Below are 21,137 nucleotides of genomic sequence, written 5' to 3'. Positions count from 1 at the left end.
AACAATCGTCCAATCCATCCCGGGCGCCGGGCGGTGACACTGGTTCCCCACATCTGTCGTTCTGAAGGGGTGGTTGCTCATGCGCGTGCTCATCTCCGGCGCGGGGGTGGCCGGGCCGGTGCTGGCGTACTGGCTGGTCAGGCATGGTCTCTCGGTGACCGTCGTCGAGCGGTCACCGGAGCTGCGCAAGAGCGGGGGGCACGCGGTCGATCTGTTCCGGCCGGCGGTGGATCTACCACGATGCCGCCTCTGACGACGTCGAGTACGTCTTCGGCGACGCCATCACCGCCATCTCGCCCGACGGCGAGGTGCGGTTCGAGCACGCCGGGCCGCGCCGCTTCGGCCTCGTCGTCGGAGCGGACGGGCTGCACTCCGGCGTGCGCCGTCTCGTCTTCGGCGACGCCGCAAGCAGCTTCATCGGCGCCTACTTCGGCGTGCTGTCCCTGCCCGGCCGCTGCGGCCTGGACGGCGAGCTGCGCATCCACGTCGGCGTGGGCCGCACCGCCGGCGTGTACGGCGCGCGGCACCTCGACGAGGCGCGGGTGCTGTTCCTGTTCCGCGGTGAGCCGCTCGACTACCACCACCGGGACGTGGCCCGGCAGAAGGATCTGCTGCGCGCCGCCTTTCAGGGCATGCACCCCGAGGTGGACGGCTGGCTCGCCGGGCTCGGCAAGGCACCCGCGTTCTACTTCGACTCGATCACCCAGCTCCGCATGGACACCTGGTCACGCGGCCGGGTCACGCTCGTCGGCGACGCCGGCTACTGCCCCGGCCCTGCCGTGGGCGGCAGCACCAGCCTGGCCGTCGTGGGCGCGTACGTGCTCGCCGGGGAGCTGGCCCGGGCGGACGGCGACCACGCGCGCGCCTTCCCCGCCTACGAGCGGGCCATGGCGGAACACGTACGCGGCAGCCGCGAGGTCGCCCTGAGCGCCGCCCGCACCCTGGTCCCGACGTCCCGGCTGGGCGTGTGGGGCCTGGCCCAGGGCGCCCGCCTGATCTCCGCCCTGCCCGCCGGCCCCAGCCGCGCCCTGACCCGCCTGGCCAGCAAGACCGCCCGCCTCCACGACTCCATCACCGTCCCCGCCTACCCCGGCCGCTGAGGGCCGTGACACGGCACGGACGAACGTGCGGACGGCTCACCGGCGGGATTATGTCGAGCAGTCCTGGTCCCGCCTCGCCGCGCAGGACGTAGGCCGGCTTCCACGCCAGGTTGTGCGCGTCCGCGACGCCGGTGTTCAATCCGAATGCGCCCAGCGGCGGCACGGCGTGGGCGGCGTCGCCCACGAGGAACACCGGCCCGGCGGAGAACGAGTCGGACACCTGGGCGCGGGGCCGCCACGGCAGCACGCTGACGATCCCCACCTCCACCGACGGGTCGCCGATGGCTCCAAGCACCAGGTCGGTAGCACCAGAGGCGTCGCCGGTGGTGTGGAAGACCCATTCCTTCTCGCCGTCGATCGTCACGATCACGCCGCGGCCACCGGGATGCCGTAGTCCCGCGAGTGCACGATGAGCCCGTCGCGGACGGTGATCACCATGATGTACGCCGTCGCGAACGGCTCGCCGGTGGCGATGACCGTGCCGTACAGGGTGTATTCGGCGATCACGACCTCCGGGTCCGCGGCCGGCCGCACGCTCACGACCTCGGCCCGCTCGAACCTCCGCAGCCCGCGCACCCCTTCGAGCCGGTCGCGGAACCGGTCACGGCCGGCCGACCGGGTGGGCACGCCCGGCGGCGCGAACGGGATCTCGATGACGACGTCGGGGGCGTAGAGCGCGAGCAGCGCCTCATGGTCGTTCGCTGCCGACGCGCCGATCATCTTCCTGACGGTGGCTTCGGCGGGTGCCGTCGTGCGCAGCCGGAACTCCATGACGCGGACGTCGTCGAAGGCGAGCAGCCCGGCGAGGCCCCCGGAGACGCCCTGTCGCATGTGCTCGCGGATCGCCCGCACCCCCTCGTACCGGCCCGGCTGCCCCGGCATGCCGAACCGCAGCTCGTAGACCGCGTCGTCGGCGAACACGTCGGTGAACGCGTCCACCTCCATTCCCCGCAACGCCTGGCGCAGGCGTTCGATGATCGTGTGAAGTTCCTCGGACATGGTGGGCTCCCACAGAAGGACTAGAATCGGAACGCGCGCCCCGCTTTGCCTTGGCGACAATACGGAACGCGCGCCCCGGTTGTCCAACCCGACTGAGAGGAACGCCGCATGAGCGACCAGTCCGCGCCCGGCAAGCCGCTGCGCGCCGACGCCCGCCGCAACCGGGAGCGGGTGCTGCGCGCCGCCGAGGAGGCGTTCGCGGACGAGGGCATGGCGGTCCCGCTGGACGAGATCGCCCGGCGGGCGGGCGTCGGCGCGGGCACGGTCTACCGGCACTTCCCCACCAAGGAGGCGCTGTTCGAGGCCGTCATGGACGAGCGGATCCGGCAACTGGGCGAGGAGGCCAGGCGGCTGGCCGCGTCCGAGCAGCCCGGGCAGGCGTTCTTCGCCTTCCTGGCGCGGGTGGTGGATCAGGCGATGCTCAACAAGGCCCTGTGCGACGCGCTGGAGGCGGCGGGGTCGCCGGTCGATCCGTACGACGGGGCCAAGGGCGACATCTGGCGGGCCTTCGAGGCCCTGCTGACCGGCGCCCAGCGGGGCGGGCTGGTGCGTACCGACATCGACGTCCACGACCTGCGCGGCCTCACCTTGGGCGCCCTGACCATGGAACGCCACGCCCGCGACGGCGCCCGCCCGCCCGGCCGCATGACCACCCTCCTCCTGGACGCCCTCCGCCCGACGTGATCACCCCCGGCTCCAGAGTGGAGGGGGCGGAGTGGCCGGCGCGATCAGACCCGGCTCCACTCCTGCTCGGCCCAGGCCGGGTCGAGGGGGGTGGAGGCGATGTGGTTCGTGTAGTTGGACAGGGTCTTCATGCCGACTCCCAGCACGATGTCCAGCACCTGGCGGCGGGTGTGGCCCGCGGCCAGGAACGCCTCGACCTCGGTGTCGTCCACCCAGCCACGCCGCTCCACCACCGCCTCGGTGAGGCGGCGGACCGCCTCCAGCGCCTCGTCGGCCAGCGGCCGGCCCGCGCGCAGGTCCTCGACCACCTCGGCGGGCACCCGGGCGCGCAACGCGAGGGTGGAGTGCGCGGCCACGCAGTACTCGCAGCCGTTGGCCACGCTGGCCGTGATCAGCACCACCTGCTTGGCCGCCGCCGGCAGCGACGACCTGCCGAACTGCTCGGCCAGCGCGTTGTAACCGGCCAGCAGTTCGGGCGACTCGGCCATCACCCCGTTCAGCGTGGTCACGAAACCCATCCGCTTCTTGGCCGCCACCAGCATGGGGCGGGCCGCCTCGGGGGCGTCGCTCTCGTCGTACATCCGGAAACCGCTCATCATCTCTCCTCGGTAGTGGTGAAACCGTCGAGCACGGCGCGTACGGCCGCCAGCAGCGCGGCCGGCTCGGCACCGGCTCGCGAGCGCAGGTTGACGGCATACGCCTGAAGGGCCAGCGCTTCGGCGGCGGCCTCCACGTCCACGCCCGGCCTGAGCCGGCCGCCGGCGCGCGCGGCCTCCAGCGCGGCCCGCATCGCCGACCGCAGCGCGTCGTGGTGCCGGTCCAGGACGTCCCTGATCTCCGGCAGGCCGCCGATCGCCGTGGCGTGGGTGTTGGTGACCAGGCAGCCCCAGCGGGCGTGATCGCCCGAGCAGCGCGCCGCCACCAGCCGTTCGAAGAACGCGGCGATGGCCGGCAAGCCGCGCCCGTCGGCGGCCAGGGCGTCGAACACCGGCCGTGACCGCCGCTCCAGGTAGCGTCGCAGGGCGGCGGCCTGGAGCTGCGCCTTGCCGCCGAAGGTGGCGTACAGGCTGGAGCGGCTGAGCCCGGTCGCCTGGACGATGTCGGCGATCCCGGTGGTGTCGGCGCCGCGCTCCCAGAACAGGTCCACCACCTGGTCCAACGTCGCCTCGGGATCGAAGTGCTTGACATCGGGCATCCCGCGACCTCCTAACTTGGAATAGTCGTTCCAAGATAAGAGCGGCCGGCCTTCAGCACAACCCCCCCCCAGGAGGACATGGCGGCGTGGTGGACGGCGACGGCGAGCCGGTCGTGTTCGGGGTAGGACCAGGCGAAGCCGAAGCGGCGGCTGGCCCTTGGCGAAGGTCATCCGCCGGGTCAGCGCGAGCCAGGGGGCGATGGCGCAGTTCAGGGTGGCGGCGACCACGATCGGGTCGGCGCCGGGCGGCAGGGGGACGGCGCGGCTAGTGCGAGCCGGCCGCCTGCATCCGGACGCGCGGGTGCAGGCCGGCGGCGAGTACGTCCACCACCAGCTGATGCTCGCCGGCCGGTCGCGGGTCGGGGACGTCAAGAAAGTGCGGCGGTTCGGCGTACGAGGTGACGACGGCGGCCTTCATCGGGCCTCCCCGAGCAGCTCGACCAGGCGGGCGGCGGCCACCGGGCGGCCCGGGGCGGCGAACATGCCGGCCGGGTCGAGGTGGGCGAGCTGGGCGGGCGTGCCGGGTGCGAAACTGCGGCTCTCGGCGAGCAGGCCCAGGTCGTACGTGTCGTAGCCGAGCGAGTCGATCAGGGCGGCGACCGTGCGCTTGGCCGCCGGGTCGTCGCCCGCGATCGGCAGACAGCTGCGGTCGGGGGCGCCCGCCGGGCGGCCGAGGGTGGCCAGGTGCCTGAAGAAGACGGTACTGAACGCCTTTACGACGTACGACTCAGGAAGGTGAGCCTGCAGCAGCTCGTACGGCGGGATGCCGGCGGCCTCGATCTCGGGGACGACGCCCTGGCGGGCGGGGTCGTAGTTGAGCGTGTCGATGACGACCTTGCCGCGCAGCGGCCCGGCGGGCACCTGCCGGTAGGCCCGGACCGGGACGGACACCACGACGACGTCCCCGCCGGCGGCGGCCTGCTCCGTGGTCGCCGCGCGGGCGCGCGGCCCCAGCTCCCCGACCAGGTCATGAAGGGTGTGGGGGTCGCGGCTGTTGCTCAGCACGACGTCGTGGCCGGCGGCGACGGCGAGACGCGCGAGCGTGCCGCCGATCTTCCCGCTGCCGATGAAACCCATGGTGGTCATGTACGTACGTCCTCGCAGATAAAATGAAGGAGTGCCTGCGTTTAACCGCAGGGCCTCCTTGACTTTAACGAAGGGAGCCCTGCGGCTGCAAGGCCGTGGCCGCGGAGAGGGAGATGATGGACGAGACGTCACAGGCCGAGTCGCGCTACAAGGTGCGCCGCCCGCAACGGGCCGACGCCCGGCGCAACTTCGACGCCTTGATCGAGGCCGCGCGGCAGGCATTCGCCGACGACGGCGCCGATGCCTCGCTGGAGGGCATCGCCAGGAAAGCCGGGGTCAACATCGCCACCCTCTACCGCAACTTCCCCACCCGCGGGCACCTGTTCGAGGCGGTCTACCTCGACGAGGTCGAGGTCCTGGCGAAGATGGCCGGCGAGCTGCACGACCGCGACCCGTGGGACGCCCTGGAGATTTGGCTGACCCGGTTCGTCAGCTACGCCACCACGAAGAAGGCCGTCTACGACGCGATCGCCCACAACGCGGAGATGTTCACCACCTGCCGCAACGTCATCCACGCCGCCGGCCGCCCGCTGCTCGAACGCGCCCAGGCCGCCGGCGTTGCCCGCTCCGACGTGTCCTTCGACGACGTGCTCTTCCTGGTCAACGGGGTCAGCGGGACGAACTTCGTGGTCGAGGCCCAGCGCGAGCGGGTGCTCACCATGGCGCTCGACGGGATCAGGGGTCCCCACCACTAGACCGCGGCGAGCCCGGCTCTCACGGCGCCGCCGCGCTCGCCGCCGGAGATCCGCCCGACGTGATCGAGCGCCACGTCGAATCCGCGACGCAATGGCTGGAAAAAGCCCTTGCACAACCCCCGACACCTGAAAAATAGGGGCGGCAAGCCGAAATAACACCCCCGAAGACGTGAGGTGTCCTCGAAATGAAGGTTGTGGGTGCCGCCGTCGATGTGTCGAACGTCTGCTGGTCGCCGCGCATCGATCCCCTCGGCCGGCAAGAACCGCTGCTGTCGAGACTGGACGTGATTCGGCAGGCGTGGCATCGCCTGCATGGCGATACCGCACCTCTCACCTTGATCGGTGACCTCTCACTTCTGCACCAGCTATCGCAACAGGACGTCGATCGATGTCGTCAGCTGGTCGATTCGGGGGAGCTTATCCTGGTTTCCTACGCCGACCCGGACATTCTTGCGCTCGCACATGACAAAGGGCTCCACGTCATCAGCGCGGACCAGTTCATCGATCACCGCCGTGCGCACCCCTGGATCGTGACCGCGCCTGAGCGGTTTCTCACCTGGACTCAGGAAAGCGACGGGTTGCGCCTCGTACCCAGCGGCATTCGCGCAGTTCCGCAACAGGAGATATCGCGCCGCGAGGAGGCCAAGGAACTCGGCTACCAATTCAAGATCGACGTCCGCAGGTCCTCGCACAAGCGTGTCCTGCGCTCGGAATGGCGCTGTACGACGGCCTCCTGCCTGGCAGCGATGTCGTCACCCGACCGGCTGCTGTCCTGGCCGAAACTCGGCACAGGAGGCGCGGTGTTGTGCCCGTCCTGCGCGCAACCATTGCAAGAGCTCGGAGCGCGTGGTCTGACCGTGGTGATCGTGATCGCGGATCGCGACACCGGGCAGGAGCTCCTCCGCTTCCCCATGGGAGAGAACGGCGCGATCGTCATCGGACGCGGAAACCTGCCGTACGGGATCAACCTCGCCGCGAGCGGCCTGCCTTTCTCGCGCGCCGCCGGGCGCGTGAGCAGGCAACATGTGAAGCTCCAGGTCACCGCGTGGGCCAAGGGGGCGCGGGTCACGGCGGTCGATCTCGGGTCGAAGAACGGTACGGCGGTCAAACGCTTCGGATCGCCCGCCGAACGGCGTCTCGCCCACGGTGAGCAGGTCTTCGTCGGCGACAAGGACGAGCTCGTGCTCGCCGGCGGGGTCGTGGTGCGCCAGTCGGGTCAGCGGTTCTTCTCGGGCAGCCCGCTCGCTCCCGATCTGGACGACGGCGGAGGCTTCGCCACGTCGACCGCACATGAGGGTTGACGCAGACGGCCGAGGGCGTCCGCATACATCCGCAGCGGATGCGGAATGCCGGTGTCCACGTAGCCGGGGAACGGCGGCAACTCGCCGCAGAGCCCGACCAGGATCTCGTGGGCGGCCGTCGCGGAGGGCGGCCGCTCGGCCGGTGAGGTCGCGAGCAGCTTGGTGAGCAGCCCCTGCAAGGAGCCGGCCAGGAGCGAGTCGTCATCGGTGGCGGGCTCGGTCGGGCCGGCGGCCCCTGCCGGCCCGGTCAGCATCTCCCGCAGGACGACTCCCAGTGCATAGAGGTCGCTCTGCGGGCTGGTCGTGCCCGACATCGCCTGTTCAGGGGCCATGTAGCGAGGCGTGCCCAGCACGATTCCGGTTTCGGTGAGTTGGGTGGCCGAGGGCGTCAACAAGGCGGCGACGCCGAAATCCAGAACTTTGACCGAGCCGTCACGGCAGAGCATGAGATTGGCGGGCGTGATGTCGCGGTGCACCAGCTGATGGTCGTGTGCGACGGCGAGCACCGAGCACACCTGTGCGGCGATGGCCACGGCCCAAGGCGCGGGCACCGCGCCCGCCGCGCGCATGATCTCGTCAAGCGAACGACCGTTGACGAGTTGCAACACCATATAAAGGTCTTCGCCCCATGTGCCGCAGTCGTATACCGCTGGCACGCCTGGATGCTCCAGCCGTGCCGTCGCCCTTGCCTCCCGAACAAAGCGGCGAATAAGCTCGCGTTTCGGCTGCCCTTCGGAAAGCCGGTCAACGCGAATGATTTTCACAGCTACCGAACGATCCAGGCGCTTGTCATAGCCGGTCCAGATTTCCCCCATGCCACCTTTGCGGCACGATTCAGGATCGAGTGCATACCGCTTGTCGATGACCAGCATCCGGGGCGCTCACCCGCTGACGTCTCCGTATCATCCTTAATGTGTCGTCGCAGCTTACCCCGAACACCCTGACCCCTCTCCGGCAGACGCTCAGCATTGTGTGGGCTCTTGTGCCGTTGCTCAGTTTCGGCATCGGCACGATCTTCGTCATCGGCTCGGCGGCCGCACGATTGGCGCGGCAGAAACTGTGGCTGGCCGCGAGTGGTTATCTCGGCTATTTCATCCTCGTCATGATCCTCGCGCCTGGAGTGAACCCGCCTCCGGAGGATCGGCTGCGCGACACGATCGCCATGTGGCTCTGGGTGCTGGGAATGTGCGTCGGCGGGACCGTCCATGCGTTCTTCCTGCGCAAGGAGGTTTTCCTTCCCAAGGTGAAGAGCCCGGAGACCACCGGTTCTGCTCCAGCGAGCGATCCGTGGGCGACCGCCACACGTACCCGATCGTCCGTCGGCCTCGGCAGGGTCGGGTCGTACACGCTGCTGGAGAAGATCAGCCAGGGCGGCCAGGGCGTCGTCTACCTCGGCAGGGCGCCGGACGGCCGGCAGGTCGCCGTGAAGGTGGAGCGGTTCCACGGAGGCGACAGGGAGCGCCTGTTGTTCATGCGGGAAGTGGACGCCGCCCGGCGGATCCCGCCGTTCTCCACGGCTCCCATCCTCGACATGGGCATCGAGGGCGACACCGCGTTCATCGTCAGCGAGTACGTGCCCGGCCGTTCGCTGCAGCAACGCGTGCGCGACGACGGCCCGCTCGACGGCGGCGGGCTGATCCGGCTCGCCATCGCGACCTCGGCGGCACTCAAGGCCATCCACGCCGCCGGGGTCGTCCATCGCGACTTCAAGCCCGCCAACGTGCTGCTCGGTCCTGACGGTCCGCGGGTCATCGACTTCGGCATCGCCAAGGCCCTGGACCACATCACGATCACGTCCGGCGCGCTCAAGGGGACGCCGCCGTACATGTCGCCTGAGCAGGTGTCCGGCGGTCGGATCAGTTTCCCGTCGGACGTCTTCAGCTGGGCGTCGTCGATGTACTTCGCGGCCACCGGCCGTCTGGCCTTCGGCGGCTCGACCGATGCGCAGATCTACCAGGCGATCCTGCATCACCGGCCCGGCCTGCACGGCCTTCCCCAGCCGCTCGGCGCCCTGATGACCGCCTGCTTCGATCAGGACCCGCGGAAGAGGCCGACCGCCGAGCACCTGCTGATGTCCCTCCCGACCTGACCGGGGCCAGGGCTGCGGCAGTTGGGGCGATCAAGGCCGTCGGCGGGGCCTAGGGTGGGCGCATGAGTCATGCGAAGACGTCGTTCGTCTGCTTGCCGTGCCGCGCCTCGTACAAGCAGACCTACCCGCCCCAAGGGAGCGAGCCGCGCAGCTGCCCGGGATGTGGCGGGGAGCTGATTCATGCGGGGTCGGCGTTCGCGGCCCCCGCCAGGCGCGACACCGAGGGGTGGCGGGTGCTGTCGGTGCTGCTGCACGCGGGCGTCCGCTTCCACAAGGGCTGCTGCACCGGGCCCGGCTACCGGCCGCGCACCCTCTCCGAGGTACGCGCCCGGCAGACGTACGCGCGAGCGACGGGAGAGCCGCTCGCCCGCGCCCTCGTCCGCGAGGACCTGCCGCACTGAAAATCGTCGAAAAAGTTCGCGGCGGGATGTCGAGAACGCGGCGGCGGCTCCGTCCCCGCTGTGAACACCGCGACGACGCGGACGGACGAAGGAGACCACGATGGCCAGATACCTGCTGCTCAAGCACTACCGAGGCGCTCCGGCGGCGGTCAACGACGTGCCGATGGACAAGTGGACGCCGGAGGAGGTCACCGCCCACATCCAGTACATGCGGGACTTCGCCGCCCGGCTGGAGAGCACCGGCGAGTTCGTCGACGGCCAGGCGCTCTCCCCCGAGGGCATGTTCGTCCGCTACGACGGCGAGGGGCGGCCGCCGGTCACCGACGGCCCGTTCGCCGAGACGAAGGACCTGATCGCCGGCTGGATGGTGATCGACGTCGACAGCCAGGAGCGGGCGCTCGAACTGGCCGCCGAGCTGTCGGCGGCGCCTGGCGCGGGTGGCGAGCCGATCCACGAGTGGCTCGAGGTGCGGCCGTTCCTCACCGAGCCCGAGACCATCACGGAGTGATCTCATGGTGGACGAGGCCCTGCTGCGCACCCTCACCCCCATCGTGATCGGCATCCTCGTCCGTCGCGGAGCGGATTTCGCGGCGGCCGAGGACGCCGTACAGGAAGCCCTGGTCGAGGCCGTACACGCCTGGCCGGACGGCGCCCCGCGCGACCCGCAGGGGTGGCTGGTCACGGTGGCCTGGCGCAAGTTCCTCGACGCCGCCCGCGCCGACACCTCGCGCAGGAACCGCGAGGCGCGCGTGGAGGTCGAGCCGCCGCCCGGTCCGAGCACCTCGCTGGACGACACGCTGCGGCTGTACTTCCTGTGCGCGCATCCGTCGCTGACGCCGTCGTCGGCCGTGGCGCTCACGCTGCGCGCGGTCGGCGGGCTGAGCACGCGGCAGATCGCTCAGGCGTACCTGGTGCCCGAGGCGACGATGGCGCAGCGCATCAGCAGGGCCAAGCGGACCGTCGCGAACGTCCGCTTCGACCGGCCGGGTGACGTCGCCACCGTGCTGCGCGTGCTCTACCTGGTCTTCAACGAGGGCTACTCGGGCGACGTGGACCTCGCGGAGGAGGCGATCAGGCTCACCAGGCAGCTGGCCGGGATGATCGGCCACGAGGAGGTGGCGGGCCTGCTCGCGCTGATGCTGCTGCACCACGCGCGGCGCGCGGCCAGGACGGACTCCGGCGGCGGTCTCGTCCCGCTCGCCGAGCAGGACAGGAGGCTGTGGGACACCCGCATGATCGCCGAGGGCGTCGAGGTGCTGCAGGCGGCGCTCGCCCGCGACCGGCTGGGCGAGTTCCAGGCGCAGGCCGCGATCGCGGCGCTGCACGCCGACGCGCAGAAGGCCGAGGAGACCGACTGGGTGCAGATCGTCGAGTGGTACGACGAGCTCGTCCGCCTCACCGGCAGCCCGGTGGCCCGGCTCAACAGGGCCGTCGCGGTCGGGGAGGCGGACGGGCCGCGCGCCGGGCTGGCCGCCCTGGCCGAGCTGGACCCGGCCCTGCCCCGCTACACCGCCGTGGCGGCGTACCTGCACGAACGTGACGGTGACCCGGCGACCGCGGCCCGGCTCTACGCCGAGGCCGCCAGGTCGGCGCCGAGCCTCGCGGAGCGCGACCATCTGATCAGGCAGGCGGCCCGGCTGCGCTCCTCCTAACCGAGGACGCAGAACTCGTTGCCCATCGGGTCGGCCATCACCGTCCAGGACACCTCGCCCTGCCCCACGTCGGCGAGCGTCGCCCCGAGGGCCTGCAGCCGGGCCACCTCCGCCGTCTTGTCCTCGCGCCGGTAGGGCGCCAGGTCGAGGTGGAAGCGGTGCCACGCCGCGGGCTCGCCGTACGTGCGGATGAACTCGAGGTACGGCCCGACCCCCTTGGACGAGCGCAGCCTGGCGTAGACGTCGGTCAGCTCGTGCACGGTCCAGTCGATCGCCTCGCCCCAGAAGCCGACCATGGCCCGCGGGTCCTCGCAGTCGACGACCACCGCGGCGATCGGCCCGGTGTCGCGGTAGATCTCCCGCGGCTCCAGGACGCAGAAGACGTTGCCCTCGGGGTCGGCCAGCACCGTCCACGGCACGTCGCCCTGCCCGACGTCGGCGGGGGTCGCGCCGAGCTCCTTCAGGTGGGCGACCAGTTCGGCGTGGTGGGCGTCGGAGGTGGTGGCGAGGTCGAGGTGGACGCGGTAGCGCACCGTCGCGGGGTCGGGGACGGCGACGAGGTCGATGCACACGGCCGACGGGTCGGGCCAGGAGAAGCCGACGGGCTCGAGGTTCGTCACGCCGGGCGCCTCGCTGTCCATGCCCCAGCCGAGCGCCTCCGCCCAGAAGCGGCCCAGCGCAGCGTCGTCCTTGGCCTTGAGGTTCACCTGAACGAGTTGCAACGACATGCGGCCCACCCTATCGGGAGGTCATCGGGACCTCTCGGAATGATCGCCGGGGTGCGGGCGGCGGCGCGGGGGGTGGCCGCCGAACTCGGGGTGGTGCTCGAAGTGCCACCACTCGTTGTCGTACATGCGGTAGAGGTCGTAGCGGGCGCCGTGCTCCTCCAGCCAGCGCGCGCCCTCACGAGGCCTGATGTCCAGCGCGACGCCCTGGACGTGGCACGACTCCGCCGGCGGCAGCACCAGCATGCGCGCCGAGGCCGGGGAGCCGGAGCGGCGTACCTCCTCGTCGAACAGCCGCTGCTGGGCGGCGGGGTCGCGGTAGCCCGATGTGAGGCCGATGAGCTGGCCGTGCCGCCACAGCGCCTCGGTGCGGGCCGCGCTGAACGCCGCCCTGGCGCCGCCGGTGAGCCCGGCCAGGTTCTCGGCGGGGAAGCGCAGGCCCAGCGCCCAGCCGCAGGCCAGCTCGCGGGCGCGGCCAGGGCGGCGGGCGAAGGCCGCGGGGAGCAGGAGAACGGCGAGCACCAGCGTGGCCACCGCGTACAGCCGGTCTCGGAGCCGAGGTGGGAGGGTGTGTGGTTCGTCCATGGCGACTTACCATGGGCGGCGAATGTGCGCGCGCCGTCCGTCATATGTCATGGTTCGACGACGCCCGTGTCGGCTGGTCAGCGCCGGTGAGATCGTGACACGACCATGACATGGCGCGGACCGTGCGGGCACATGACCGGTCGATAGTGGAGGGGTTGACCGGCGGGTGGGATGACGGAGTGTGCCTTTGAGACAGGGCGGCGGATCGCGAGTGTTGTTGATCGAGGATGATCCCGCCGTGCGGGAGGGCCTTGAGCTGGCCCTGAGCCGGCACGGCCACCGGGTGCGCGCGGTGGAGTCCGGCGAGCAGGGGCTGGAGCGGCTGCGTGCGGACCCTCCGGACGTCGTCGTGCTCGACCTGATGCTGCCCGGCATCGACGGGTTCGAGGTGTGCCGCCGCATCAGGGCGGCCGGCGACGTGCCGATCATCATGCTGACCGCGCGGGGCGACGACTTCGACGTGGTGGCCGGGCTCGAGGCGGGCGCCGACGACTACGTGGTCAAGCCGGTGCAGCCGCGGGTGCTGGAGGCGCGCATGCGGGCGGTCTTGCGGCGCGTCGGCCGCGAGCAGGCGGAGCTGGAGCGTTACCGCGACCTGACCATCGACCGTGCGGGGCTGGTGGTGACCAAGCGGGGCGAGCCGGTCGGCCTCGCCCCTACCGAGCTGCGCATGCTGCTGGAGCTGTCCGGCACGCCGGGGCGGGTGCACAGCCGCCAGCAGCTGCTGGAGTCGGTGTGGGAGCACGGCTACTTCGGCGACTCGCGGCTGGTGGACGCGTGCGTGCAGCGGTTGCGCGCCAAGATCGAGGACGACTCGGCGGCGCCGGTCTACGTGCAGACCGTCCGCGGGTTCGGCTACCGGTTCGGGCCCGTGTAGATGGCGGCGGCGTCCTTGGGGTTGCGTGCCCGGCTGCTGTCGGCGTTCGTGCTGCTGTGCGTGGTGACGGCGGCGGCGGTGGCCGGCATCGGCTACGTCAAGGCGCGCAACGAGATCCTGCAGCGGGCCCAGGACGCCGCGGTGGACGCGATGCGCGACCGGCTGGCGGCGCTGTTCCCGCTGTCCACCGACACGCCCGGCCAGGACGACCTCGCGAGGATCGCCGCCGGCCTGCACGACACCAACTCCTCGGCGGTCGCCTTCTTCCGCGGGCAGCTCTCGCCGGGCCGCCCGGCCCCGCCGCCGGGACGATGGCGGTCCGGCGGGCCGCCGCCGAGGCCGCACCTGGATGAGGCCGACATTCCTGCCGAGCTGCGGCGTGCGGTCGCGGGCGGCACCATGGCGTGGCAGCGGGTGACCTGGCGGGGCCAGCCCCTGCTGATCATCGGCGCGCCGCTGCTGATCGCCGAGCCGGACGAGACGACCCGCAACTCCGGCATCGAGGTCTACACCGCACACAGCCTGCTGCCCGAGCAGCACAGCATCGACGGGCTCGCCCTGTGGGCGTGGCTCACTGGTGCCGCGGCGCTGGTGTTCGCGGTCGTGCTCGCCACGGTGGCGACCCGTGGCGTGCTGCGCCCGGTGCGCGAGCTGGGGCGGGCGGCGCGGCTGCTGGGCCAGGGCGAGCTGCGGACGAGGATCGCGGTACGCGGCTCCGACGAGCTGGCCGACGTGGCCCGTACGTTCAACGACACCGCCGCCGAGCTGGAACGGCACGTCGAGCAGCTGCGCGCGATGGAGGCCGACGCGCGCAGGTTCGTGGCCGACGTCTCGCACGAGCTGCGGACGCCGCTGGCCGCGCTGACGGCGGTCGCCGACGTGCTGGACGAGGAGGCGGCCGGGCTGCCAGAGCCCGCCGGCCGGGCCGCGCGGCTGGTCAGCCAGGAGACGCTCAACCTGACCGGGCTGGTGAACGACCTCATCGAGATCAGCCGCTTCGACTCAGGCGTCGCGGCTCTCGCGCTGAACGACGTGGACGTGGCCGAGCTGGTCCGCGCCACCCTGCGGACGCGCGGCTGGACCGAGTCGGTGGAGACCGAGCTGCCCGCCGGGGTGACGGCCCGCCTGGACCCCCGCCGCGTGGACGTCATCCTCGCGAACCTGGTCGGCAACGCCCTGCGCCACGGCGAACCCCCGGTGTCGGTACGCCTGTCCGCCGACCCCTCGTCCGTCACCCTCGACGTCCGCGACCACGGCCCCGGCCTGGACGAGGAGGTGCTCCCCCACGTCTTCGACCGCTTCTACAAGGCCAGCGCGGCCCGCGCCAGATCCGAGGGCAGCGGCCTGGGCCTGGCGATCGCCCGCGAGAACGCCCGCCTCCACAAGGGCGACCTGACCGTCATGAACGCCCCGGACGGCGGCGCCCTCTTCACCCTCCGTCTCCCCCGCACCCCGGACGAGGACCTTGCCGAACGGGATGGGGGTGCCGAGTGACCAGGACGCTCAGGAGGCTGGCGGCCGGGCTGGCGCTGGTCGCCGTGGCGGGGTGTGGGGTGCGGCCGAGCGATGTGATCCCCGTCGGCCGGCCGCCGAGCGGCGCCGTCGCGCCGGCCAGGGCGACCAAGCTCTACCTGGTGAAGGACGACCGGCTGCAGGCGGTGACCCGTTCCGGGGGCCGGTGGCATCCGGCGGACGTCCTGGCGGTGCTGGCGTCCGGCCCGACGGCGAAGGAGCAGGCGCAGGGCTACACCACGGACATCCCGCTGGACGCGGCCCCGTTCACGGTCGTCTCCGAGCCGGGCGGCCGCCTGGTGGTGACCCCGTCGGGCTCGTCCGGCGAGCTGTCGGAGCTGGCCGTCGGTCAGATCGTGTGCACGGTCGCCGCCCTCCTGCCGGGCGGCCTCGGCGAGATCACGGTCGCGGACGCCGAGCCGACCGTGGACCCCCGTACCTGCCCGAGGTGACCGTGAGCGCCGCACGCTGAGCGGCGCTGAGCCGGTCAGGCGCCGCCTCGACGGCGTACGTCCCGAGCCCCGGCCGCCCCAGGACGAGCGGCCAGGAGAGTTCAGGACGCCGCCCGGCCACGTCAAGGGCATCGGCGGCCCGCTGAACAGGCCAGCCCAGCGCCTTGGCGAGGGCATCGGCGGTGAGCGGCCGAGCAGCATGCACAAGAGCCGCGACCACCGTCATCGCGTCGCTCGCCTGACGGCTGTCATGGTGCTGCTGGTCGTCGCCGTCCATGTGGTGGCTGATCCGGGCGAAGAACAGACCCATGGCGCGGAGCCTGGTGCCGGGTGGGGTCTCGGGGCCGAGCAGGTGCGTTCCGCGTTGTGCGGCCTCGGCGAGGCGGGCGTGGGCGCCGGTGTCGGCGCGCCAGACGCGGTGCCAGACGTCGTCGTCCACCCGGTAACGCTCGCGGCGCCCGCCCGGGTCCTGACCGCGTTCGACCAGCTCGACGGCTTCGAGGTAGCCGATCGCCTTGGACACCGAGGCCGGGCTGACCCGTAACCGGCGGACGAGATCGGCGGAGGTCAGGCTGCCGGAGTCGGTGAGGAGCAGGCTGACGAACACCCGTGAGGCCATCCGGGGCAGACCGGTGCCGGCCAGCAGGGCGGCGAACTCGTCGGCGAAGCGCCGCGCCGCCTCGCTCTGCCGCGCGTCGGGCGCGGCGACGGGACGTTTTCCCGGCCGCCGGGTGCGCCGCTCAGTGTCCTGCTGGGCGTGATCAGGGTCGTAGCCGGACGGGCCGCCGTTGCGGGCCACCTCGCGGGTGACGGTGGAGGTCGCCCTGCCGAGCCGCCGCCCCATCTCGGCGTATTCGAGGCCGTCGGCCAGCCAGGCGGCGATGTTCCTGCGGTCTTCGTGGGTCAGCCTGGCCATCGAGGCTCCTCCTCCCTTGCGTTCACCCACCTTACATTGCAACGAAGGCAACGGCGGAATTGCATTTACCAGCAGCATCACTGCAACGATTACCCGAAAACGGCCTCTCTGAATTCACAAGTGACAAAACGCAACGTAGCATTTCTCTATCTCGAAAGGAGAGACTCCATGGGGAACAACGTGCGAGCGAGGGTCGAAGAACTCCTCGCCGACTACCGGATCCCGAGCGCCGCGATCGGCGTCTGGCAGGACGGGCGAATCACCGACCTCGCGGCCGGCGTACGGAACGCGGTGACCCGCGAGCCCGCGCGGCCCGACACCGTCTACCAGTGCGGCTCCATGACGAAGACCTGGACCGCCCTCGCCTTCATGCAGCTCGTCGACGAAGGCAAGGTGGACCTGGACGAGCCGGTACGCACCCACCTGCCCGCCTTCCGGGTCGCCGACCCAGAGGTGAGCGAAGGTCTCACCCCCCGCCACCTCCTCAACCACACGAACGGCATCGAGGAGGCGTACGGCGACCCGGGCGAGGACGACGACGTCCACGAACGCATGGTCGCGAACATCACCGCAGCCCCCCAGGTCTTCCCCCTGGGCCACACCCACGGCTACAGCGCCGCCCTCGGGTACGCGATCCTCGCCCGCGTCATGGAGGTGATCGACGGCGAACGGTGGGACGCCGTCATGCGGCGCCGCCTCTTCGCTCCTTTGGGCCTGACCGGCACCAGCACCGGGCCGGCCGACCCGGACCGCGCCGCGACGGGTCACCTGGTCGGCCCCGACGGCCCCGTGCTTTCGCCCGTGCCCCGGCTGCCGCGCGCGTTCGGTCCCGGCGGCGGCATCAGCTCGACCGCCAGGGACGTGCTGACGATGGCGCACGTCCTGCTCGACGGCGGCCGGGCGCCGGACGGCACCCGCATCCTGTCGGAGCAGGCCATCACGACGATGCTGGAGTCACGCGTCCCCGTGCCCGACGCGTACGGCTTCGGCCCGGAATGGGCGCTCGGCCTCATGGTGAGCGACTGGCACGGCAGGACGGTGTACGGACACGACGGCAGCACCGTCGGCCACAGCGCCCGGCTGCGCATCCTCCCGGACGCGGGCCTCGCCCTGGTGCTGCTGACCAACGCCGGCCCGCGGGAGGCGTTCTTCAGGGAGGTGTGCGACGCCGTCCTCCCCGAACTGGGCGGCCCCGCCATCCCGGAGCTGCCCCGTCCGACGACGGAAAGCCCGTCACGGTACGAGGGCGTCTACGAGCGCCCCGGCACCCGCTACACCCTCTCGGCGGAGGACGGGCAGCCGCGCCTGACGTACACGGTGAACCCGGTGCTCACCCGCGAGCCTGAGCACCGCACCTGCGAGCTGCTTCCCATCGACGACACACACTTCCTGGTCATCGACCCGGTCGAGGACCCCTGGACCATCGCCCTGTTCGACGTCCGCGACGGCGTCCCGCAGTACCTGCACGCGAATTGCCGGGTCTTCCCGCGAGCGCCGGACAAGAGCGCGGGCGTGCACGTGGTGGCGGTCTCCACGGTCAGCGACGGCGACCGGTTCTGGGACGCGCTGAAGTCGGCATACGGGCAGCTCCCGCGCGGCGCGGCGTGGACGGTGGCAGTGGCCGGCGCCGACGGCACGAAGGCGGTGAACGTCATCGTCCACGACTCCGTGGACGGCGTCAGAAGCTTCGTCGAGCGGCACGTCGGCCCCTACGCCACCACGGAGTACTTCGAGGCGGACGCGGCCAACGCCGTGGGCCTGCCGGCCGTTTGACGCTCGTTATCCAAAAGGATAATGTTATCCGCATGGATAAACGCCAGGCGGCGACGGCGGCGCGCAAGGAGCAGATCACCCGCACCGCCATCACCCTGCTGGCCGAGCGCGGCTACCGGGCGACCACCTTCGAGGCGATCTGCACCGCGGCCGGGCTGAGCAGCAAGCGGCTGATCACCTACCACTTCTCCGGCAAGGACGATCTGCTCGCCGCCGTGGCCGACCAGATCGTGGCCGACAGCGAGCGCTACATGCTGGCCGCGCTGGACGGCGTGACCGGCGCCCGCGAGCTGCTCGCCGCCGTCATCAGGGCGAACGTGCGGTTCATCGCCGACCACCCCCAGGAGGTGGAGGCGCTGCGGCAGATCCTGCTGAACGGCGGCCTCGGCGACTACGAGCGTCACGACGCCGACTCCCAGCACCGGCTGGCCAGGCTGCTCGAAGAGGGCCGGCGCACCGGCGTGTTCCGCCCGTTCGACGTGCGGGTCATGGCGGCGGCGCTGCGGGCCTCGATCGACGGCGTGGCCCCGCTCATCGCCGGCGGCATGGATCCCGGCCTGTGCGCCGACGAGCTGGTCGAGCACTTCGACCGCAGCACACGAGCAGGAAAGGCAGAACGATGACCGCTACAGAGCATGCCGGGCGGACGTACGTCGTCACCGGCTCGGCGTCGGGCATCGGCGCCGCGACCGCGGCCCTGCTGCGCGAACGCGGTGCCACCGTGATCGGCTGCGACCTCGACGGCGCCGACGTCCGCGCCGACCTGTCCGCCGCCGAGGGACGGCGGTCGCTGGTCGAGCAGGTGAGCGCGCGCGGTCCGATCGACGCCGTGCTCGCCGTGGCGGGCGGCGGTAAGACGGGGCTGCTGGAGACGAACTTCTTCGGCGCGGTCGCGACGCTCGAAGGGCTGCGCCCGCTGCTGGCGCGCAGCGCGGCGCCCAGGGCCGTGGCGGTGTCGTCCACGTCCTCGCTGGAGCCCGCGGACGAGCGCATCATGAAGGCGTGCCTCGACGGGGACGAGGACGCCGCGCTCGCCCTGCTGCGTGCCGAGCCCGACATGGGCGGCCCGTCCGGCGCCTACGGCATCGCCAAGCGGGCGCTCAACGGCTGGGTGCGCAGGGCCGCGCCGTCACCCGCGTGGGCTGGGGCCGGCATCGCGCTCAACGCCGTCGCGCCGGGCGTCGTGGACACGCCCGCCGCCGCGTACATCACGGAGAACGACGAGGTGCGCCGGGCCGTGGAGGCCGTGGCGCCGCAGCCGTACGGCGGTTTCCCCGGGCGTCCCGAGTGGGTCGCCGAGCTGATCTGCTGGCTCGCCGGGCCGGCCAACAGGTTCGTCACCGGCCAGATCGTCTTCGCCGACGGCGGCGCCGAGGCGACGCTGCTCGGGGACCGTCACTGGAGCTGACGTCACCGAGGAGGTCCCCGACGAGATGGCCGAGGTGGTGCTGCCCTTCCTGGCCTCGGCGGGGCGGTCACCGCGGTGGTCGTCCATCATCCTCGATGAAGCCTTTCTGGATCGTACGTTACAGATTCCGGACAGAAAAAGCTCACTCGAGAGTGCCCAGGGCGACCTCCACGAGCGACTCAAGGGCACGGGCGTCGGGGGTCACCTTCGAGGCGACCAGCAGCCCGTTGAGGAACGTCACCAGGAACGCGGCGAGCGTCTCTGGGCCATGCCGCGACGACAGCTCGCCGCGCTCGGCCGCCGCGCGCAGCAGGGTGGCCGGCGCCTCCTGGTTGGCGGTCAGCACGTCGCGGACGATGCGTCCGGTCGGCTGGTCCTGCGGCAGGCGCTCGGTGGCGGCGTTGATGAGCAGGCAGCCCCGGCCGCCGCCCTCGACGGCGACGCGGACCCGCTCGGTCAGCAGCGCGCGGACGGCCGCGCGGACGTCGGACTCGCCTTCGAGCGTGCGCAGCGTGGCGGTCGCGTACGTGGTGCGATAGTGCCCAAGCGCGGCCAGGAATGTCTTTGTCTGGGGGAAGGTTGAAGTCTGCATGAAGAAGATCGGTTTCCTGAGCTTCGGGCATTGGTCGGAGTCGCCGTATTCGAAGGCGCGCAGCGCGTCCGACACCCTGCTGCAGTCGATCGAGCTGGCGGTGGCCGCCGAGGAGCTCGGTGCCGACGGCGCCTACTTCCGGGTGCACCACTTCGCCCAGCAGCTCGCCAGCCCGTTCCCGCTGCTGGCCGCCGTCGGCGCGCGGACCAGCCGGATCGAGATCGGCACCGGCGTCATCGACATGCGCTACGAGAACCCGCTCTACATGGCAGAGGACGCGGGCGCCGCCGACCTCATCGCGGGCGGGCGGCTGCAGCTCGGCATCAGCCGCGGATCACCCGAGCAGGTCATCGACGGCTGGCGCTACTTCGGCTACGCCCCGGCCGAGGGCGAGACCGAGGCGGACATGGCCCGCAAGCACGCGGAGGTCTTCCTGAAGGTGCTGGAGGGCGAGGGGTTCGCCGAGCCGAACCCGCGGCCGATGTTCCCCAACCCGCCGGGCCTGCTGCGCCTCGAACCGCACTCCGAGGGGCTGCGGCGGCGCATCTGGTGGGGCTCCAGCTCGAACGCCACCGCGCGCTGGGCCGCCGGGCTCGGCATGCACCTCATGAGCTCCACGCTCAAGGACGACGAGAACGGCAAGCCGTTCCACGTCCAGCAGGCCGAGCAGATCCAGGCCTACCGTGAGGCGTGGAAGGAGGCCGGGCACGAGGGCGAGCCGCGCGTGTCGGTGAGCCGGTCGATCATGCCGATCGTGAACGACACCGACCGCGCGTACTTCGGGCACGAGCGCACCAGCTCCGACCAGGTCGGCTTCATCGACGCGACGACCAGGGCCATCTTCGGGCGCACGTACGCGGCCGAGCCGGACGTGCTGGTCAAGGAGCTGGCCGGCGACGAGGCGATCGCCGCCGCCGACACGCTCCTGCTGACCGTGCCCAGCCAGCTCGGCGTCGACTACAACGCCCACCTGCTGTCCTCGGTGCTGACCCACGTCGCCCCCGCACTCGGCTGGCGCTGACGCGGCGAGCGATCCCGGTTTCTGTCGGTCCCGCCGCACACAATCGCCTTGGACACCACTCTGGTACGGGGAGG

At 71.5% G+C, this 21,137-nt stretch carries 27 protein-coding genes; 16 read left to right on the top strand and 11 right to left on the bottom strand.

What is annotated here, in order from left to right:
• The first annotated feature begins 79 nt into the window (after positions 1-79).
• On the top strand, positions 80-253 hold the full coding sequence (locus AB0K18_RS04830; RefSeq protein ID WP_364909872.1) for an FAD-dependent oxidoreductase: 174 nt from the start codon (positions 80-82) through the stop codon (positions 251-253).
• A gap of 55 nt (positions 254-308) precedes the next feature.
• A complete protein-coding gene (locus tag AB0K18_RS04825; protein WP_364909869.1) occupies positions 309-1,100 on the top strand; it encodes a hypothetical protein in 792 nt (263 codons plus the stop codon).
• Here AB0K18_RS04825 and AB0K18_RS04820 read toward each other — a convergent pair.
• The gene (locus AB0K18_RS04820; RefSeq protein ID WP_364909866.1) at positions 1,072-1,470 is read right to left on the bottom strand and encodes an FAD-dependent monooxygenase; all 399 of its coding nucleotides are present in this window, start codon (positions 1,468-1,470) and stop codon (positions 1,072-1,074) included. The genes AB0K18_RS04825 and AB0K18_RS04820 overlap by 29 nt on opposite strands.
• On the bottom strand, positions 1,467-2,099 hold the full coding sequence (locus AB0K18_RS04815) for a nuclear transport factor 2 family protein (RefSeq protein ID WP_364909863.1): 633 nt from the start codon (positions 2,097-2,099) through the stop codon (positions 1,467-1,469). Before AB0K18_RS04815 ends, AB0K18_RS04820 begins: the two co-directional genes overlap by 4 nt.
• Positions 2,100-2,207: 108 nt before the next feature.
• Here AB0K18_RS04815 and AB0K18_RS04810 point away from each other — a divergent pair, with 108 nt between their 5' ends.
• Positions 2,208-2,783, top strand: a complete 576-nt coding sequence (locus tag AB0K18_RS04810; RefSeq protein ID WP_364909860.1) for a helix-turn-helix domain-containing protein — start codon at positions 2,208-2,210, stop codon at positions 2,781-2,783.
• Between the two features lie 44 nt (positions 2,784-2,827).
• Here the strand turns inward: AB0K18_RS04810 and AB0K18_RS04805 are convergent, their stop codons facing one another.
• The 4 genes from AB0K18_RS04805 to AB0K18_RS04790 all read right to left on the bottom strand — a co-directional run bounded on the left by AB0K18_RS04805 (position 2,828) and on the right by AB0K18_RS04790 (position 5,064).
• Positions 2,828-3,382 carry a carboxymuconolactone decarboxylase family protein gene (locus AB0K18_RS04805; protein WP_364909857.1) on the bottom strand — a complete coding sequence of 185 codons (555 nt, stop codon included), beginning with the start codon at positions 3,380-3,382 and terminating at the stop codon, positions 2,828-2,830.
• Entirely contained in the window at positions 3,379-3,978 is a 600-nt protein-coding gene (locus tag AB0K18_RS04800) for a helix-turn-helix domain-containing protein (RefSeq protein ID WP_364909855.1), read from the bottom strand. The genes AB0K18_RS04805 and AB0K18_RS04800 overlap by 4 nt, the downstream gene beginning before the upstream one ends.
• A 265-nt stretch (positions 3,979-4,243) precedes the next feature.
• The gene (locus tag AB0K18_RS04795; RefSeq protein ID WP_364909852.1) at positions 4,244-4,396 is read right to left on the bottom strand and encodes a hypothetical protein; all 153 of its coding nucleotides are present in this window, start codon (positions 4,394-4,396) and stop codon (positions 4,244-4,246) included.
• Entirely contained in the window at positions 4,393-5,064 is a 672-nt protein-coding gene (locus tag AB0K18_RS04790; RefSeq protein ID WP_364909849.1) for an NAD(P)-binding domain-containing protein, read from the bottom strand. The genes AB0K18_RS04795 and AB0K18_RS04790 overlap by 4 nt, the downstream gene beginning before the upstream one ends.
• 113 nt (positions 5,065-5,177) lie before the next feature.
• On the opposite strand from AB0K18_RS04790, the gene AB0K18_RS04785 reads away from it, so the two are divergent.
• Entirely contained in the window at positions 5,178-5,759 is a 582-nt protein-coding gene (locus tag AB0K18_RS04785; protein WP_364909846.1) for a helix-turn-helix domain-containing protein, read from the top strand.
• Positions 5,760-5,944: 185 nt separating this feature from the next.
• Positions 5,945-7,060, top strand: coding sequence for an FHA domain-containing protein (locus tag AB0K18_RS04780; RefSeq protein ID WP_364909843.1), 1,116 nt, complete (start codon positions 5,945-5,947; stop codon positions 7,058-7,060).
• Here the strand turns inward: AB0K18_RS04780 and AB0K18_RS04775 are convergent.
• Entirely contained in the window at positions 6,976-7,932 is a 957-nt protein-coding gene (locus AB0K18_RS04775; RefSeq protein WP_364909840.1) for a serine/threonine-protein kinase, read from the bottom strand. The genes AB0K18_RS04780 and AB0K18_RS04775 overlap by 85 nt on opposite strands.
• Before the next feature lie 41 nt (positions 7,933-7,973).
• Between AB0K18_RS04775 and AB0K18_RS04770 the strand changes: the two genes are divergently transcribed.
• The 4 genes from AB0K18_RS04770 (at position 7,974) to AB0K18_RS04755 (ending at position 11,202) form a co-directional block, all read left to right on the top strand.
• A complete protein-coding gene (locus AB0K18_RS04770; protein ID WP_364909837.1) occupies positions 7,974-9,149 on the top strand; it encodes a serine/threonine-protein kinase in 1,176 nt (391 codons plus the stop codon).
• A 62-nt stretch (positions 9,150-9,211) separates the two neighbouring features.
• On the top strand, positions 9,212-9,550 hold the full coding sequence (locus tag AB0K18_RS04765; RefSeq protein ID WP_364909834.1) for a hypothetical protein: 339 nt from the start codon (positions 9,212-9,214) through the stop codon (positions 9,548-9,550).
• Positions 9,551-9,650: 100 nt separating this feature from the next.
• A complete protein-coding gene (locus AB0K18_RS04760) occupies positions 9,651-10,058 on the top strand; it encodes a YciI family protein (RefSeq protein WP_364909832.1) in 408 nt (135 codons plus the stop codon).
• Between the two features lie 7 nt (positions 10,059-10,065).
• The gene (locus AB0K18_RS04755; RefSeq protein ID WP_364910498.1) at positions 10,066-11,202 is read left to right on the top strand and encodes a DUF6596 domain-containing protein; all 1,137 of its coding nucleotides are present in this window, start codon (positions 10,066-10,068) and stop codon (positions 11,200-11,202) included.
• Here AB0K18_RS04755 and AB0K18_RS04750 read toward each other — a convergent pair.
• Together AB0K18_RS04750 and vanY-N are read right to left on the bottom strand one after the other, a co-directional pair.
• Complete coding sequence (locus AB0K18_RS04750) at positions 11,199-11,930, bottom strand: VOC family protein (protein WP_364909830.1); 732 nt, start codon at positions 11,928-11,930, stop codon at positions 11,199-11,201. The genes AB0K18_RS04755 and AB0K18_RS04750 overlap by 4 nt on opposite strands.
• A 21-nt stretch (positions 11,931-11,951) precedes the next feature.
• The gene (vanY-N, locus tag AB0K18_RS04745) at positions 11,952-12,512 is read right to left on the bottom strand and encodes a D,D-peptidase/D,D-carboxypeptidase VanY-N (RefSeq protein WP_364909828.1); all 561 of its coding nucleotides are present in this window, start codon (positions 12,510-12,512) and stop codon (positions 11,952-11,954) included.
• Between the two features lie 211 nt (positions 12,513-12,723).
• On the opposite strand from vanY-N, the gene AB0K18_RS04740 reads away from it, so the two are divergent.
• Genes AB0K18_RS04740 through AB0K18_RS04730 form a run of 3 tightly spaced genes read left to right on the top strand, consistent with a single transcriptional unit; the run spans position 12,724 to position 15,353 of the window.
• The gene (locus tag AB0K18_RS04740; RefSeq protein ID WP_364571866.1) at positions 12,724-13,389 is read left to right on the top strand and encodes a response regulator transcription factor; all 666 of its coding nucleotides are present in this window, start codon (positions 12,724-12,726) and stop codon (positions 13,387-13,389) included.
• A gap of 15 nt (positions 13,390-13,404) precedes the next feature.
• Positions 13,405-14,883 (top strand): HAMP domain-containing sensor histidine kinase, encoded by a 1,479-nt coding sequence (locus AB0K18_RS04735; RefSeq protein ID WP_364909825.1) that lies wholly within the window; start codon positions 13,405-13,407, stop codon positions 14,881-14,883.
• The gene (locus tag AB0K18_RS04730; protein WP_364909822.1) at positions 14,880-15,353 is read left to right on the top strand and encodes a hypothetical protein; all 474 of its coding nucleotides are present in this window, start codon (positions 14,880-14,882) and stop codon (positions 15,351-15,353) included. The genes AB0K18_RS04735 and AB0K18_RS04730 overlap by 4 nt, the downstream gene beginning before the upstream one ends.
• Here the strand turns inward: AB0K18_RS04730 and AB0K18_RS04725 are convergent.
• The gene (locus AB0K18_RS04725; protein ID WP_364909819.1) at positions 15,301-16,269 is read right to left on the bottom strand and encodes a MarR family transcriptional regulator; all 969 of its coding nucleotides are present in this window, start codon (positions 16,267-16,269) and stop codon (positions 15,301-15,303) included. The two genes, AB0K18_RS04730 and AB0K18_RS04725, sit on opposite strands and share 53 nt — an antisense overlap.
• A gap of 168 nt (positions 16,270-16,437) precedes the next feature.
• On the opposite strand from AB0K18_RS04725, the gene AB0K18_RS04720 reads away from it, so the two are divergent.
• From AB0K18_RS04720 to AB0K18_RS04710, 3 genes are read left to right on the top strand one after another with little or no spacing between them, the layout of a single operon-like run.
• Complete coding sequence (locus tag AB0K18_RS04720) at positions 16,438-18,042, top strand: serine hydrolase domain-containing protein (protein WP_364909817.1); 1,605 nt, start codon at positions 16,438-16,440, stop codon at positions 18,040-18,042.
• 32 nt (positions 18,043-18,074) lie between these two features.
• Positions 18,075-18,665: a TetR/AcrR family transcriptional regulator gene (locus AB0K18_RS04715; RefSeq protein WP_364909814.1), complete on the top strand. Its 591-nt coding sequence runs from the start codon at positions 18,075-18,077 to the stop codon at positions 18,663-18,665.
• Positions 18,662-19,450, top strand: a complete 789-nt coding sequence (locus AB0K18_RS04710) for an SDR family oxidoreductase (RefSeq protein ID WP_364909811.1) — start codon at positions 18,662-18,664, stop codon at positions 19,448-19,450. Before AB0K18_RS04715 ends, AB0K18_RS04710 begins: the two co-directional genes overlap by 4 nt.
• A gap of 142 nt (positions 19,451-19,592) precedes the next feature.
• On the opposite strand, the gene AB0K18_RS04705 is transcribed toward AB0K18_RS04710, so the two are convergent.
• Positions 19,593-20,042 carry a TetR family transcriptional regulator C-terminal domain-containing protein gene (locus tag AB0K18_RS04705; RefSeq protein WP_364909808.1) on the bottom strand — a complete coding sequence of 150 codons (450 nt, stop codon included), beginning with the start codon at positions 20,040-20,042 and terminating at the stop codon, positions 19,593-19,595.
• On the opposite strand from AB0K18_RS04705, the gene AB0K18_RS04700 reads away from it, so the two are divergent.
• Entirely contained in the window at positions 20,041-21,063 is a 1,023-nt protein-coding gene (locus AB0K18_RS04700) for an LLM class flavin-dependent oxidoreductase (RefSeq protein WP_355413554.1), read from the top strand. The two genes, AB0K18_RS04705 and AB0K18_RS04700, sit on opposite strands and share 2 nt — an antisense overlap.
• The last annotated feature ends 74 nt before the right edge of the window (positions 21,064-21,137 follow it).

Origin of the sequence: Nonomuraea sp. NPDC049421 (assembly GCF_040677005.1) — a bacterium.
GTDB classification, from domain to species: Bacteria; Actinomycetota; Actinomycetes; order Streptosporangiales; family Streptosporangiaceae; genus Nonomuraea; species Nonomuraea salmonea.
The sequence above is the reverse complement of the archived record's forward strand: the minus strand, read 5'-3'. Positions and strand labels throughout refer to the sequence as shown.

What these genes read in the sequence shown, in the direction of transcription:
- AB0K18_RS04830 (WP_364909872.1), top strand. Translation starts at nt 80, where the DNA reads ATGCGCGTGCTCATCTCCGGCGCGGGGGTGGCCGGGCCGGTGCTGGCG.
- AB0K18_RS04815 (WP_364909863.1), bottom strand. Translation starts at nt 2,099, where the DNA reads ATGTCCGAGGAACTTCACACGATCATCGAACGCCTGCGCCAGGCGTTG.
- AB0K18_RS04810 (WP_364909860.1), top strand. Translation starts at nt 2,208, where the DNA reads ATGAGCGACCAGTCCGCGCCCGGCAAGCCGCTGCGCGCCGACGCCCGC.
- AB0K18_RS04805 (WP_364909857.1), bottom strand. Translation starts at nt 3,382, where the DNA reads ATGATGAGCGGTTTCCGGATGTACGACGAGAGCGACGCCCCCGAGGCG.
- AB0K18_RS04800 (WP_364909855.1), bottom strand. Translation starts at nt 3,978, where the DNA reads ATGCCCGATGTCAAGCACTTCGATCCCGAGGCGACGTTGGACCAGGTG.
- AB0K18_RS04795 (WP_364909852.1), bottom strand. Translation starts at nt 4,396, where the DNA reads ATGAAGGCCGCCGTCGTCACCTCGTACGCCGAACCGCCGCACTTTCTT.
- AB0K18_RS04790 (WP_364909849.1), bottom strand. Translation starts at nt 5,064, where the DNA reads ATGACCACCATGGGTTTCATCGGCAGCGGGAAGATCGGCGGCACGCTC.
- AB0K18_RS04785 (WP_364909846.1), top strand. Translation starts at nt 5,178, where the DNA reads ATGATGGACGAGACGTCACAGGCCGAGTCGCGCTACAAGGTGCGCCGC.
- AB0K18_RS04780 (WP_364909843.1), top strand. Translation starts at nt 5,945, where the DNA reads ATGAAGGTTGTGGGTGCCGCCGTCGATGTGTCGAACGTCTGCTGGTCG.
- AB0K18_RS04775 (WP_364909840.1), bottom strand. Translation starts at nt 7,932, where the DNA reads ATGCTGGTCATCGACAAGCGGTATGCACTCGATCCTGAATCGTGCCGC.
- AB0K18_RS04765 (WP_364909834.1), top strand. Translation starts at nt 9,212, where the DNA reads ATGAGTCATGCGAAGACGTCGTTCGTCTGCTTGCCGTGCCGCGCCTCG.
- AB0K18_RS04760 (WP_364909832.1), top strand. Translation starts at nt 9,651, where the DNA reads ATGGCCAGATACCTGCTGCTCAAGCACTACCGAGGCGCTCCGGCGGCG.
- AB0K18_RS04750 (WP_364909830.1), bottom strand. Translation starts at nt 11,930, where the DNA reads ATGTCGTTGCAACTCGTTCAGGTGAACCTCAAGGCCAAGGACGACGCT.
- vanY-N (WP_364909828.1), bottom strand. Translation starts at nt 12,512, where the DNA reads ATGGACGAACCACACACCCTCCCACCTCGGCTCCGAGACCGGCTGTAC.
- AB0K18_RS04725 (WP_364909819.1), bottom strand. Translation starts at nt 16,269, where the DNA reads ATGGCCAGGCTGACCCACGAAGACCGCAGGAACATCGCCGCCTGGCTG.
- AB0K18_RS04720 (WP_364909817.1), top strand. Translation starts at nt 16,438, where the DNA reads ATGGGGAACAACGTGCGAGCGAGGGTCGAAGAACTCCTCGCCGACTAC.
- AB0K18_RS04715 (WP_364909814.1), top strand. Translation starts at nt 18,075, where the DNA reads ATGGATAAACGCCAGGCGGCGACGGCGGCGCGCAAGGAGCAGATCACC.
- AB0K18_RS04710 (WP_364909811.1), top strand. Translation starts at nt 18,662, where the DNA reads ATGACCGCTACAGAGCATGCCGGGCGGACGTACGTCGTCACCGGCTCG.
- AB0K18_RS04700 (WP_355413554.1), top strand. Translation starts at nt 20,041, where the DNA reads ATGAAGAAGATCGGTTTCCTGAGCTTCGGGCATTGGTCGGAGTCGCCG.
- AB0K18_RS04705 (WP_364909808.1), bottom strand. Translation starts at nt 20,042, where the DNA reads ATGCAGACTTCAACCTTCCCCCAGACAAAGACATTCCTGGCCGCGCTT.